The organism is Henriciella mobilis, from assembly GCF_003576285.1.
Taxonomy (GTDB): domain Bacteria; phylum Pseudomonadota; class Alphaproteobacteria; order Caulobacterales; family Hyphomonadaceae; genus Henriciella; species Henriciella mobilis.
The window spans coordinates 756,632-770,188 of record NZ_QWFX01000006.1; the positions used below are offsets into that span (position 1 = coordinate 756,632).

At 61.5% G+C, this 13,557-nt stretch carries 13 protein-coding genes; 6 read left to right on the forward strand and 7 right to left on the reverse strand.

Annotated features, from left to right (window positions below; all coding sequences use genetic code 11):
- Window positions 1–33 precede the first annotated feature (33 nt).
- Genes D1223_RS08575 through D1223_RS08595 form a run of 5 tightly spaced genes read left to right on the forward strand, consistent with a single transcriptional unit; the run spans window position 34 to window position 4,533 of the window.
- Window positions 34–1,365 (forward strand): flavin-containing monooxygenase, encoded by a 1,332-nt coding sequence (locus tag D1223_RS08575; protein WP_119375970.1) that lies wholly within the window; start codon window positions 34–36, stop codon window positions 1,363–1,365.
- Between the two features lie 31 nt (window positions 1,366–1,396).
- The gene (locus tag D1223_RS08580; protein ID WP_119375971.1) at window positions 1,397–2,077 is read left to right on the forward strand and encodes a M23 family metallopeptidase; all 681 of its coding nucleotides are present in this window, start codon (window positions 1,397–1,399) and stop codon (window positions 2,075–2,077) included.
- 31 nt (window positions 2,078–2,108) lie between these two features.
- Entirely contained in the window at window positions 2,109–2,807 is a 699-nt protein-coding gene (locus D1223_RS08585) for a DUF6498-containing protein (protein WP_119375972.1), read from the forward strand.
- Window positions 2,808–2,838: 31 nt separating this feature from the next.
- Window positions 2,839–3,471: a TetR/AcrR family transcriptional regulator gene (locus tag D1223_RS08590; RefSeq protein ID WP_119375973.1), complete on the forward strand. Its 633-nt coding sequence runs from the start codon at window positions 2,839–2,841 to the stop codon at window positions 3,469–3,471.
- A 12-nt stretch (window positions 3,472–3,483) separates the two neighbouring features.
- Window positions 3,484–4,533, forward strand: a complete 1,050-nt coding sequence (locus D1223_RS08595; RefSeq protein ID WP_119375974.1) for an alpha/beta hydrolase — start codon at window positions 3,484–3,486, stop codon at window positions 4,531–4,533.
- Between the two features lie 102 nt (window positions 4,534–4,635).
- On the opposite strand, the gene D1223_RS08600 is transcribed toward D1223_RS08595, so the two are convergent.
- A complete protein-coding gene (locus D1223_RS08600) occupies window positions 4,636–5,307 on the reverse strand; it encodes an SOS response-associated peptidase (protein ID WP_119375975.1) in 672 nt (223 codons plus the stop codon).
- 116 nt (window positions 5,308–5,423) lie between these two features.
- Here D1223_RS08600 and D1223_RS08605 point away from each other — a divergent pair, with 116 nt between their 5' ends.
- Window positions 5,424–6,071: an OmpA family protein gene (locus D1223_RS08605; protein WP_119375976.1), complete on the forward strand. Its 648-nt coding sequence runs from the start codon at window positions 5,424–5,426 to the stop codon at window positions 6,069–6,071.
- 64 nt (window positions 6,072–6,135) lie between these two features.
- Here D1223_RS08605 and D1223_RS08610 read toward each other — a convergent pair whose 3' ends face one another.
- The 6 genes from D1223_RS08610 to D1223_RS08635 all read right to left on the reverse strand — a co-directional run bounded on the left by D1223_RS08610 (window position 6,136) and on the right by D1223_RS08635 (window position 13,499).
- Entirely contained in the window at window positions 6,136–6,504 is a 369-nt protein-coding gene (locus D1223_RS08610; protein ID WP_119375977.1) for a hypothetical protein, read from the reverse strand.
- 178 nt (window positions 6,505–6,682) lie between these two features.
- On the reverse strand, window positions 6,683–8,914 hold the full coding sequence (locus tag D1223_RS08615; RefSeq protein WP_119375978.1) for a 3-hydroxyacyl-CoA dehydrogenase NAD-binding domain-containing protein: 2,232 nt from the start codon (window positions 8,912–8,914) through the stop codon (window positions 6,683–6,685).
- A gap of 21 nt (window positions 8,915–8,935) precedes the next feature.
- Window positions 8,936–9,145, reverse strand: coding sequence for a hypothetical protein (locus tag D1223_RS08620; RefSeq protein ID WP_119375979.1), 210 nt, complete (start codon window positions 9,143–9,145; stop codon window positions 8,936–8,938).
- Window positions 9,145–10,350, reverse strand: coding sequence for an acetyl-CoA C-acetyltransferase (locus D1223_RS08625; protein WP_119375980.1), 1,206 nt, complete (start codon window positions 10,348–10,350; stop codon window positions 9,145–9,147). Before D1223_RS08625 ends, D1223_RS08620 begins: the two co-directional genes overlap by 1 nt.
- Window positions 10,351–10,395: 45 nt before the next feature.
- Window positions 10,396–11,559, reverse strand: coding sequence for an acyl-CoA dehydrogenase family protein (locus tag D1223_RS08630; RefSeq protein ID WP_119375981.1), 1,164 nt, complete (start codon window positions 11,557–11,559; stop codon window positions 10,396–10,398).
- A gap of 158 nt (window positions 11,560–11,717) precedes the next feature.
- Complete coding sequence (locus tag D1223_RS08635; RefSeq protein WP_119375982.1) at window positions 11,718–13,499, reverse strand: acyl-CoA dehydrogenase C-terminal domain-containing protein; 1,782 nt, start codon at window positions 13,497–13,499, stop codon at window positions 11,718–11,720.
- Between the last annotated feature and the right edge of the window lie 58 nt (window positions 13,500–13,557).

Sequence of the window (13,557 nt, forward strand, 5' to 3'; positions counted from 1 at the left end):
AGAGCGCAATCCATCGCGCCACGGGAGGTCACAATGCCATTTGACGGACAATCGACGGGGAAAGCCTGCATCATCGGAGCGGGCTGCTCGGGCTTTACCATGGCCAAGCGGCTGAAGGATTACGGTATTCCGTATGATTGCTTCGAGATGTCGGACGATATTGGCGGTAACTGGTATTATCGCAATCCGAACGGGCTTTCGTCCTGCTATCAGAGCCTGCACATCGACACGTCGAAGTGGCGGCTGGCGTTCGAGGATTTCCCGGTGCCGGATGACTGGCCGGACTTCCCGCATCATGCCCAGCTCTTCCAGTACTTCCAGGACTATGTCGACCATTTTGGCCTGCGCGAGACCATCACCTTCAACACCGCTGTAGAGAAGGCTGTGCGCCGCGAGGATGGCGACTGGGATGTGACGCTGTCGACCGGCGAAACACGCACCTATCAGTGGCTCTTCGTCGCCAATGGCCACCACTGGGATGCGAGAACGCCGGAATATCCCGGCGAATTCAATGGCTACCAGGTCCACTCCCACCACTATCGCGACCCGTTCGAGCCCTACGACTTCCGTGGCAAGCGCGTCCTGATCGTCGGCGCGGGCAATTCGGCCATGGATATTTCATCGGAGCTCTCCCAGCGTCCGATTGCAGACAAGCTTTTCATCTCGATGCGGCGTGGGGTGTGGGTGCTGCCGAAATACATGAACGGCCAGCCGGCGGACAAGGCGGTCCTGCCGGGATGGATGCCCGCGAAACTCGGGCGCAAGCTCGCCCGGGCTTCCATCAAGAAGCGTGTCGGCAACATGGAGGATTATGGCCTGCCCAAGCCCGACCACGAACCGCTTGATGCGCACCCATCGGTTTCCGGCGAATTCCTCACCCGCGTCGGATGCGGTGACATCACGCCCAAAGGCGCGATGGAGCGGCTCGACGGCGACGGTGTGGTCTTCAAGGATGGCACGCGTGAGCAGGTTGACGCGATTGTCTGGGCGACTGGCTACAATGTCAGCTTTCCATTCCTGGAAGACCCGGAAATCCTGCCGAAGGACAACAAGCTGCCGCTGTTCAAGCGCATGGTCCGGCCGGGTTACGAGAACCTGTTCTTCCTCGCGCTCGCCCAGCCGCTGCCGACACTGGTCAATTTCGCCGAGCAGCAGTCCAAGCTCTGCGCGGCGAAGATTGCTGGCGAGTACGAATTCCCGCCGCGTGAGGAGATGGAACGCATCATCAAGGAGGATGAGGAATTCCATCTCGGTCATTTTTACGATGCACCGCGGCATACGATGCAGGTCGATTTTAACGCCTATGTAAAGGATCTGATGAAAGAGATCGAGCGCGGGAAGAAGCGGGCGAAGATGCCAGCCTGACCGCGGGAACCGGCAATGGGAAGGCGCCGCCATGAAGCATGCAGCAATGGTCTGTATTCTTGTCCTGCTCTGGATGACAGGTTGCGCTTCCCAGCCCAGGCGGGTGGTCAGCCCGCCGCCGGCGATTTCCACCACCGCCGCCATTCCTGCGCCAGCCGGCCAGTTCCAGCCCGATGCCAACCTCTATCTCTGTCCGAACGCGACGATTACGAATGCGCTGGAGTCTGACAGCCGCAACCGGGTGCTGAACTTCAACCCGGTCGTGCTTGTCGATGGCAAGGTCGTCATGACGCCTGTTCCGGTCAACAATGCCTGCCTGACCTCGGGTTTCGGGCGCAGGTTCGGCCGCACGCATAAGGGCCTCGATCTCAAGGCCAGTCCGCCGGAGATGGTTTATGCGGCTGCACCCGGCATCATCCGTGAGGCAACGACGTCCACTGGTTTCGGCAATCATGTCGTGATTGACCATGGCCAGGGCGTGTTCACCCGCTACGGACACCTCGACCGTTTCGCGCCCGGCGTCTGGGAGGGGGCCAGCATCGGTTTCGGCCAGCCGCTCGGCGTCATGGGGCAAACGGGCAATGCGACGGGTATTCACCTGCACTTCGAAGTGCTGACCGGCAATTACAATACACCGAAGAAATCCTTCGGCCTGACCGCGCGTAACCCGCTTTCCTTTCCGGCCTATACCGGGCAAGCTTCCGGCTACTGAGACTGGCGCCCGACGGGCGGAGGGTGGGACGATGCTGAACTGGCTGCGGCCTCAGGCGCTTGCTGAAACCTACCGCGACCCCGTGTCCTGGGCGATCCTCGCGGTTGATCTCTTTCCGGTCTACGCGGTGCTGCAATTCGGCTGGGACGCCACGGCGCTGGTGTTTCTCTACTGGCTGGAGAATGTGATCATCGGCGCCATAACGCTGCTGCGCATGCTGGCGACAAGCCTCCGCGCCGGGCCGTTTGGCGTGGCCGGCATGCTGTTCATCGGGCCCTTCTTCACCGTCCACTATGGCATGTTCTGCTTCGTGCACGGCATATTCCTCGCGGCCTTTTCCGCCATCAGCCAGGGTTCAGACGACGCCCCCTTCATGGATCCTGTCAGCCTCATCCAGTTCGCGCTCGGCACCGGTGCCCATATGGCCCTCTTTGCGGGCGTCATCGTCGCCCTTCAATTGTTCCTGTTCTTCCGAGACTTCATTGCCCGCGGCGAGTGGCGCGAGAGCGATGTCATGGTGGAAATGACCAGACCTTACGGCCGCGTCGTGGTGTTGCATGTCGCGCTATTTGTGGGGTTCGGCGTGATGATTGCGCTTGGCCAGCCGATGCTGGGCGTGCTCGGCCTGATCGCGCTCAAGGCCCTGTGGGGGATGTATCAGGCGCATCGCCGGCATATTCAACCGCAGCTCGAATCGGCTGAAAAAGTTGACGAGCCGTCACCGATTTGATTGCTGGTAATCCAAGGCGCAAGGAGACGGCATGACAACGATAGCCAAGGCGAGCGGGTCGGGGGGCAAACGCGCCCTCACCAAGGCGGCTAACCGCCAGGCCATACTGGCAGCGGCCCGACAGGTGTTCGCCCGCATCGGCTTCGACGCCACCACGGTCCGCGACATCATCCGCGAGACCGATCTCGCCGCAGGCACGTTCTACAATTACTTCCGATCCAAGGAGGAAGTCTTCGAGGCGATCGCAGGCGAAAGCGCCCGGCGATTCCGGCCGATGCTGCAGACGGTACGTGAGGAAGCACGCTCCTTTGAGGACTATATCCGCGCGGCCTACAAGGCGTATTTCAGCTTCCTGAAGTCCGAGAATGAAGAAGCCTTTCGCAGGGGCGAGCCGCACATGGCGCTGATCGGCGTGCGCGTCGACACGCCCGAGATGCACGCCATCTTCGACGAAATCCGCCAGGACCTGGAAGAGGTTGCCCGCAACGCCGACATTTCACTCGAGGACTCCGAATTCCTCACTGCCGCCGCGATAGGGATTGCGCGTGAACTCGGGGACCATATGCTGCAGCGCAGGCCCGTCGATGTCGATGGCGCGGCCAAGTTTGCGACGACGCTCTTGCTGGACGGGCTGAAGGCATTGGCAACACAATCGACACGATAGGGAGATGGCGCGATGAGCCTTCAGGTCACCATTGCGAAACTGCTGCTCAAGCTGCCTGGAAATCTGCTGGTCAAGCTAAGTGGCGGCAAGCCGGTCGAGATCAACGGACGCGTTCTTGATCCGCAATTCCAGTTCATTGCGCATGGCGCTGCCAGCCAACCGCCCATGTCGTCCCTGTCGCCTCAGGATGCGCGCGCGGCCTCGGCGGCGGGCCTTGCCATGTTCACCGAAGCGCCCGAGCCGGGCGTGTCTTTCCATGATGAAGAGATTCCGTCCCGGAACCGGCACAAGATTCCTGTCCGCATCTACCGGCCTGACAATCAGGACCCGTCCGCGCCGGTCATGGTGTATTACCATTTCGGCGGCGGCGTGATCGGCGACCTCGATACCTGCCACGTCTTCTGCTCCATCCTCGCAAAGCGTGTTCGCTGCCCGATCCTGTCGGTCGATTATCGTCTTGCGCCCGAGCACAAGTTTCCAGCCGGTCTCAACGACGCCATCGATGCTTATGAGTGGGCGCTGCGCAATGGCGAGAAGCTGGGCGCGCCGTCCGGCATCGCAACGATTGGCGGTGACAGTATGGGCGGCAATTTCACGGCGATTGTCGCGCAGGAAATGATGCGTGAGCGCAAACCGCTTCCGCTGCTCCAGCTGCTCATTTATCCGGCGACCGAACTCGAGAACGAGTTTCCGTCCTACACGGCGTTCGGGGAGGCTTATCCGCTGTCTGCCGACACGATGCGCTGGTTCATGGATCAGTACTTGCCAGAGGGCCAGAACCGGGCCGATGTCCGGCTCTCGCCCGCCCGGGAAACGCGGCTGGAGGATTTACCGCCTGCAATCGTGGTGACAGCCGGCTTCGACCCGCTCGTCGACGACGGCGCGGCTTATGCAGAGCTCCTGCGCCGGTCCGGCGTCGATGTGACCTTCAAATGCTATGACAGCCTGGCGCATGGTTTCACCGCGTTTACCGGCGTCGTGAAGGCAGCGCGCAAGGCTTGTGAGGAGATCGCCGGCATGGTGGCGGAGGCCTATGCCGGTTTCGACCTCAAGGACGACTAGGCCGCATAGGCGGCCAAGGCCAGCAAGGCGACAAAGCAGATATATAAAGTTCGCATGGGGTGGTTTCCGGATTTCCTGAAGCCATAACGCGCGGGGCGACGATCAGGTTTCCTCTATCAGGCCCGGATAGTTGTTCCGGACATTGCCGACATCAGGCCCGACCGGCCAGACATGCATGTCTTCAGACGGGAACGGCTCAAAAAGGTCCTCCACCTTGCGACTGTCGGTGTCGAGCCAGCGGTCGAAGTCCGACGGGTGCAGGATAACCGGCATCCGGCTGTGGATCCCGGCCGTCGCGTCATTGGCATGCGTTGTCAGGATGGTGAAGCTGTGCAGTTCGGACCCGTCGATATGTGCGACGTCATATAGCCCGGCAAAACAGAAATGACGACGGTTGCGCAAGCCGATGGCGAACGGTGTCTTTGCGCCGGGCCGTCCGGTCCACTCATAATAGCCGCTGGCGGGCACAAGGCAGCGATGGTGGCGGAATGCGCCGCGGAAGACCGGTTTTTCCGCAACCGTTTCGGATTTCGCATTGAACGTGGTGAAGGATTTCTCCTTCAGCGGTTTCTTCCACCAGGAGGGGACCAGGCCCCACAAGGCGGGAGCCAGTTCGGCGGGGCCTTCATGGGTCAGCCGGATGATCGGCTGGTAGGAGCCCGGCGCCGCATTATAGGTGGCTTCAGGCGGGTCGGTATCGTCCGGCGGAATGAGGTTCAGCCAGGCCTGAAAATCGGCCCAGGTCACGCCATGCCTGAAGAATCGCCCGCACATGAATTCTTTTTAAACGAGATGTTCATTCACGAAAACGTTGCGGAACGGTAAGAACGCCCAAGCGTTCAAGGGGCACCCTCTCCAGAATGCTGTGAGGATAAAGGAGATATCCCGAGATGAAGACATTTATTATTGGCACTGCCGCAGCCGCGATGATGCTGACCGCCTGTGAATCTGGCGGGATTTCCCAGCGCCAGGCTGTTGGCGCAGGAGCCGGCGCCATTGCCGGTGCGGGTCTTGGCACGCTGGCTGGCGGCGATGACCGCCGCAATGCCGCTATCGGTGCAGCCGTTGGCGCCATCGCCGGCGCAGCTGTCGGCACCTACATGGACAAGCAGGAGCGCGAGCTGCGCGAGCGGACCCAGAATACCGACATCCAGGTCGAACGCCGCGGCGACCAGATCGCCCTGACCATGCCGTCCAGCGTTACGTTTTCGGTCGACAGTGCGCAACTGAAGCCGGAGTTCTACCAGCCACTCAACGAAGTTGCAGGCACGCTGGTCAACTATCCGTCGACCGCCATCGATGTTGTGGGGCACGCCTCCGCTGACGGTCCGGACGACTATAACCAGCAGCTGTCGGAACGCCGCGCTTATTCAGTGGCCAACTACCTGCAGGCGCAAGGCGTGCAGCCGGTTCGTATCAATGCCTATGGCATGGGCGAAACCCAGCCGATCGCCAGCAATGAAACGCAAGCCGGACGCGCGGCCAACCGCCGTGTTGAAATCCTGCTCAACCCGGTCACGCAAGACCAGGTGAGCTAGGGCTCAAGGATCACCGACAAGAAAGGCCGCGGAGCATGACGCTTCGCGGCCTTTTCCATTGGGCTCAGCCTTCGGTGACGCTCGTGACCTGATAGGTCAGCGGGTCGCCCTCATGGCCGGTGACCGTGAGATATTCGCCGACGGCGAACTTGTGATCACCAAGCCGGTAGGTGGGCTCATCCGGGCCTTCGCGGTCCTCATCATAGTGGAAGAACCAATGGCTGCCGCGATGGGTCAGCCAACCGTCTGCGCGCTCATCCGGGTCCGGGTCAAACCGGACCACCGTGGCTTTCTCGCGATCCTGTCTCCAGGCCTCGAGATCCAGTGTGCCGTCGGTTTTCAGCGGGGCGTTGAGGACATAACCACGTTCGGCGTCGCCATCGGGAAATCCGGGATTGCGAGCCAGGCGCAGGACGATCTTCTTGAATGCCATAAAGCGAACCTCTCATCTGATGGTGAGACTGTCCCCACTCTAATGGTTCGTGCCAATTGTGGCTATTACGTATTCGCGCAGACAGGGGCTGTGTGTCGCTGCGCCAGATGCTCAGGCAAGCCGGTCACAAAAAAAGCCGGGGCAGCAGCCCCGGCTTTTCATGAGATTTTTGCCGATATCAGGCGGCAACCTTGGCCTTCACGCCACCCGGCGGGAAGCGGTCATAGAAGCCTTCGCCCTTGGCCGCCATATCCTTCAGGAGCTGGGGCACCTTGAAGCGCTCACCATACTTCTCTTCCATCCGGGTCGCTTCCTCGACGAAGGGCTTGATGCCCCAGATCAGGTCGACATAGGAGCAGCAGCCGCCGGTATAAGGGGCAAAGCCCCAGGCGAGGATGGAGCCGATGTCCGCATCGCGCGCATCGGTGATGACGCCTTCCTCGAAGCAGCGTGCCACCTCGATCGCCTGACGGATCAGGAAGCGGTTCTTGAGGTGCTGCTTCAGCTCCGGCGGGCATTCGTCCACCGTCACTTCGAGACGGGAGTTGAGATCCGGCCAGAGCCGCTCCGGCTTGCCCTTCTCATTATAGTCGTAGAAGCCCTTGCCCGCCTTGCGGCCAACCCGGCCCTGGTCCTCGACCAGCCAGCCGAGGAACTGCGTGCGATCATCCTTCTGGATGTCGACGCCCATGGCTTCGGCCGTGGCGCGTGTCACTTTCAGGGCAGTGTCGAGACCGACCGAGTCGGAGACTTCCAGCGGGCCCATCGGCATACCGGACTGGCGCCCGACATTCTCGATGATGGCCGGCTTGATGCCCTCGGCCAGCATTTCCATGCCTTCGCGCGTATAGGTGCCGAAGCAGCGCGAGGTGTAGAAGCCGCGGCTGTCATTCACGGCGATCGGCGTCTTGCGGATGGCGAGAACATAGTCGATCGCCTTGGCGAGGGTCGCTTCGGAGGTCTTTTCGCCCGAGATGATCTCGACGAGGCCCATCCGCTCGACCGGCGAGAAGAAGTGGATGCCGATGAAGTTCTCAGGGCGCTTCGACGCCTTGGCCAGGCCGGTGATCGGCAGGGTCGAGGTGTTGGAGCCGAAGACGGCGTCCTCGCCGAGAACCTCTTCGGCCTGCTTGGTGATCTTGGCCTTCAGCTCTTCATTCTCGAAGACGGCTTCAATAACCAGGTCGGCGCCTTTGAAATCGTCGTAATTGTCCGTCGTCGTGATCAGGTCGAGCAGCTTGTCGCCCTTTTCCTTTGTCGACTTGCCGCGCGAGATGTCCTTCTCGACAAGACGGCGGGAATAATCCTTGCCCTTCTCGGCGTTCTCCTTGGACACATCGACCAGCACGGTCGGGATGCCGGCCTTGGCCTGGACATAGGCGATGCCTGCGCCCATCAGGCCGGCGCCGATAACTGCGATCTTCTTGAACTCTGTCTTCGGATAGCCGTCAGGGCGGTTGCCGCCCTTGGACAGGGCCTGCGTCGACAGGAAGAGCGAGCGGATCATCGCCTTGGCTTCCGGGCGCGACTGGGTGTTGATGAAGTAGCGCGTCTCGATCCGGAGGCCTGCATCGATCGGCACCTGGATGCCCTCATAGACACAGGAGAGGATGTTCTTCTGGGCCGGGAAGTTGCCATAGGTCTTGGCGTGCAGCATGGCGTTGGCCATGGTCATCACCTGACCGGCACCCGGTGAGCGGTGCGGAACGCCGCCCGGGACCTTGTAGCCTTTCTCGTCCCATGGGGCCTTCGCGTTCGGGTTGGCCTTGACCCAGGCCTTGGCGCGCTCGACGACGTCGGCGCCCGGGGCGAGTTCGTTGATCACGCCCATCGCCTTGCCTTTTTCGGCGTCGAAGCTTTCGCCCTGAAGGATCAGGGGCAGGGCCGCCTGAACGCCGACGAGGCGCGGCAGGCGCTGCGTGCCGCCAGCCCCTGGCAGGAGGCCGATCTTGGCTTCCGGCAGGCCAAATTGCTGCTTTGGATTGTCGTTCGCGGCCACACGGTAGTGGCAGGCAAGCGCGACTTCGAGACCGCCGCCAAGGGCGAGGCCATTCAGGGCGCAGGCGACCGGCTTGCCGCAGGTCTCCAGTTCGCGAAGCGTCTTGTTCAGGGAGAAGCCCTGCTCGAAGCGGGCTTTCAGTTTCTCGTCCTCGGACATGGAGCCGCCATCGGAAGCGCCGGCCCGGTTGCCCATCTCGCCAAGGTCTGCGCCGGCGCAGAAGCCGGACGGCTTGCCCGAAGAGATCACAAGGCCCTTGATCGCGTCATTGCTGGCGACCTCTTTCGAGATCGCGATGATATCTGCGACGGCCTGGCCGGTCAGCGTGTTCATGCTGCGGCCTGGTACATCGAACACGGCATGCGCGATGCCGTCGCCATCAATGTCGAATTTGAATGTTTCGAGTTTCATTGTCTTTCGTCCTGTTGGAAGTCAGCCCGCATCAGGGCCGCCCTCATCCGTCTTGTCTTCAGATTCAGTCTTCATCCGCGCCTCGCCGAAGACCGGCGAAAGCGCGAGGCCGATCGGGAGGCCGAGGCCGATAAAGGCCATGTTCCCGAGCGCAGCGCCGAACGCTGCGCCGAGAGCAATACCGACGGCGATGCCGATCGGCAGGCCCCTCTCGAAGGCCTTGTCAGCCATCAGACCCGCTCAATGATCGTGGCGGTGCCCATGCCGGCACCGACGCACAGCGTAACGAGTGCGGTTTCCTTGTCGGAGCGCTCCAGTTCGTCGACCATGGTGCCGAGCAGCATGCCGCCGGTTGCACCGAGCGGGTGGCCGAAGGCGATGGCGCCGCCATTGACGTTCATCTTCTCGTGCGGAATGCCGAGGAGGTGCATCATCAGCATCGGCACGGAGGCGAACGCTTCGTTCAGCTCGTAGAGGTCGATGTCGCCGACTTCCATGCCGGCCTTCTTCAGCGCTTTCAGCGAGACCGCCGTCGGACCGGTCAGCATGATGGCCGGTTCGGAGCCGATCGAGGCCATCGCTTTGATACGCGCGCGCGGCTTGAGGCCGAGCTTCTCGCCCATTTCCTTCGAGCCGAAGAGAACGGCCGAGGCGCCGTCCACGATACCGGACGAGTTGCCGGCATGGTGCACGTGGTCGATCTTTTCCAGCTCGGGATAGCGCTGCTTGATGACTTCATCGAAACCCATGCCGCCCATGCCCGCGAAAGACGGGTTCAGGCCAGCCAGCGACTGCATGTCCGCATCCGGACGCATGTGCTCGTCATGATCGAGGATGACGGCGCCCATCTGGTCCTTCACCGGGACGATGGATTTGCTGAAACGGTTTTCCTTCCAGGCTTTCGCGGCACGCTTCTGGCTCTCAACGGCATAGCCGTCGACATCGTCGCGCGAGAAACCCCACTTGGTCGCGATCGTGTCCGCGCCGATACCTTGCGGTGCGAAATAGGACTTGAGCGCGATCGACGGGTCGGAGGACCAGGCGCCGCCGGCTGCGCCCATCGGGACACGCGACATGCTCTCGACACCGCCGCCGATAGCCATGTCAGCCTCGCCGGTCATGACCTTCGAGGCGGCCATGTTGCAAGCCTCAAGGCCTGAGGCACAGAAGCGGTCGATCTGCACGCCGGCGGTCGTTTCGGCATACTCGGCGTTCAGCACCGCGATCCGGGCGATGTCACCGCCTTGCTCGCCGACCGGCGAAACGCAGCCGAGCACCACATCGTCGACATTCGAGGTGTCGAGTTCGTTGCGGTCGCGGATGGCTTGCAGCGCCTGGGTCGCCAGCGAAAGCGAGGTGATTTCGTGCAGAGAGCCGGAGCTCTTGCCCTTGCCACGCGGGGTGCGCACGGCGTCGTAAATATAGGCTTCAGTCATTTCAGGGGCTCCTTTCGGGGGGGATTTCGTATTGTCGAGTGGGCGCTACATCGTCCTTGCGATCAGCATCTTCATGACTTCGTTCGCGCCGCCATAGATGCGCTGGACGCGGGCGTCGGCATACATCTGGCCGATCGGGTATTCGTCCATATAGCCATAGCCGCCATGCAGCTGCAGGCACTCGTCGATGATCTTGCACTGCAGGTCGCTGATCCAGTATTTCGACATCGACGCGGTCGCCGCGTCCAGCTTGCCTTGGATGAGCAGCTCGGTGCAGTGGTCGGCGAACACTTTCGCGACGGTTGCTTCGGTCTTGCATTCGGCCAGCTTGAACTGGGTGTTCTGGAAGTCCCAGATCGTGCCGCCAAAAGCCTTGCGCTGCTTGACGTACTCGACCGTTTCCTTGATGGCGCGCTCGATCATGCCAATGCCCTGGAGGCCGATCACGTGGCGCTCCTGCGGCAGTTTCTGCATCAGCTGGACGAAGCCCTGGCCTTCCTCGACGCCGAGCAGGTTCGATGTCGGCACGCGGACGTCATTGAAAAACAGCTCCGACGTGTCGGCGGCCTTCTGGCCGATCTTTTCGAGATTGCGGCCGCGCTCGAAGCCTTCGACCTCGTCGGTCTCCACCACGATCAGCGAGATACCCTTGGCGCCCTTGGTCGGGTCGGTCTTGGCAACGGTGACGATCAGGTTTGCTGTCTGGCCATTGGAGATGAATGTCTTCTGGCCGTTGATGACGTAATGGTTGCCATCCTTCTTCGCGGTTGTCTTGACCGCCTGCAGGTCGGACCCGGTGCCGGGCTCGGTCATCGCGATCGCGGCGATCAGCTCACCGGAGGCCAGCTTCGGCAGCCATTTCTTCTTTTGCTCTTCAGAACCGAACGTTTCGATATATGGGGCGATGATGGCGTTGTGCAGCGTGATGCCGAAGCCGTCGATGCCCTGCCATTGTTGTTGTTCGATGATGACAGCCTCATGGCGGAAATCGCCGCCAGCGCCGCCATACTCGTCGGACACGGATGCGCAGAGGAGGCCGGCTTCACCCGCCTTCTTCCACATTTCGCGCGGGACGTAGCCCTGCTTGCGCCAGTCCTCGACATGCGGCTTGCATTCGCGCTCGAAAAACTGGCCGACAGCGTCGGAAAAGATCGAGATTTCCTCGTCCTGGCGCCATTTTGCGGGTGGTACATCGAGCACATTCTGCATCTGGTCATCTCCCTGATCGCGATCGGCGACAAGTTGTCGTTTACGTTCACGTCAACATATAAAGCCCACGCTTCTGCGGCGCGAGTCCTCACGCAACGTCATGTTGCAGTGTGTCAGATGGGCGGCAGGCCGGGCCCGCCGCCCAACAACCATTCCGGTTAGAACCGCTCCGCTTCGAGCGCCATGAGCGGGTCAGCGCCAGTCTTGAGCTTGGCAAGATGGGCTGCCGTTTCCGGCAGGATCCGGCTGATATAGTAGCGCCCGGTGACCAGCTTGTCGTCATAATACGGGTCCGAGCCGCGCTTTTCCACCGCCGTCTTGGCCATCTTCGCCCACATATAGGCGAGCGCCGTCAGGCCGAAGAGGTGGAGATAGTCGGTCGAGGCGGCGCCGGCATTGTTGAAGTTGCTCATGCCGTTCTGCATCAGCCAGGTTGTGCCATCCTGAAGCTTGGCCTTCGCATCCTTCAGTCCCTCGATGAACGGCGCGAGTTCTTCATTGTCTTCATTGGCGCCGATGAAATCGTCAATCTCGGCGAAGAAGGTGAAGACGGCCCGCCCGCCATTGGCGGCCAGCTTGCGGCCGACCAGGTCGAGCGCCTGGATGCCGTTCGTGCCTTCATAGATGAGGGTAATGCGCACATCGCGGACGAATTGCTCCATGCCCCATTCGCGCGTGAAGCCCGACCCACCGTGCAGCTGCAGGGCATCATTGCAGGCTTTCAGGCCGCGATCGGTCAGGAAGGCTTTCACCACAGGCGTCATCAGCGCCATGTAGTCGCCCGCCTTCTCACGGACTTTCTCATCCGGGGACTGGTGCAGCAGGTCGCCATGCAGCGCCGTCCAGTAGGTGAACAGGCGAGCACCTTCGATGAAGGCCTTGCAGTCCAGCAGCATGCGGCGCACGTCCGGGTGGACGATGATCGGATCGGCAGGCTTGTCGGGCGCCTTCGGACCGGTCAGCGAACGGCTCTGCAGGCGGTCGTTCGCGAAGTCCACAGCGTTCTGGTAGGCGACCTCCGCCTGCGCCAGGCCTTGCAGGCCCACGCCGAGGCGCGCCTCGTTCATCATGATGAACATGGTGCGCATGCCCTTGTGCTCTTCACCGACCAGCCAGCCGGTCGCCTCGTCATAGTTCATGACGCAGGTGGCATTGCCGTGAATGCCCATCTTTTCCTCAAGCCCGCCGCAGGACACAGCATTGCGCTCACCCAGTGAGCCGTCTTCATTGACGATGTATTTCGGCACGACGAAGAGCGAGATGCCCTTGATGCCTTCCGGCGCGCCCTCGATCCGGGCCAGGACGAGGTGAATGATATTGTCGGTCAGGTCCTGTTCGCCGCCGGAAATCCAGATCTTCTGGCCCGTAATCTTGTAGGAGCCGTCGGATTGCGGAACGGCCTTGGTCTTGATGAGGCCAAGATCGGTGCCGCACTGGGGCTCGGTCAGGTTCATCGTGCCGGCCCATTCGCCGGAGGCCATTTTCGGGCCGTACTTGGCTTTCTGCTCATCGGACCCGCCGGCCATCAGGGCTTCATAGGCGCCGGATGTCAGACCCGGATACATGCCGAACGCCATGTTTGCGGACGACACCATTTCGCTGAGGGCGATCGCCAGGAGGCGCGGCAGGCCTTGACCGCCATGCTCCACCGACTTCGAGAGCAGAGGCCAGCCATTCTCGACGAACTGCTTGTAGGCGTCCGGAAAGCCGTCCGGCGTTTTCACCGAGGCGTCGTCATTGCGCACGCAGCCCTGCTGGTCGCCGACGCTGTTCAGCGGGAAAAGCACTTCCTTTGCGAACTTGCCGCCTTCTTCGAGGATCTGGTCGATGATATCGGGCGTCGCCTCGGAGAAGCCTTCGAGGTTCGAGTAGTTTTGCAGCGACAGCACATCATGGAAGATGAACTGCATATCGCGCACGGGCGCATCATATCGCGGCATGGAATATCCCCTGAAATAGCGTTTGGCGGCGTTTCACTAACAGGTGAAACGCCGCACT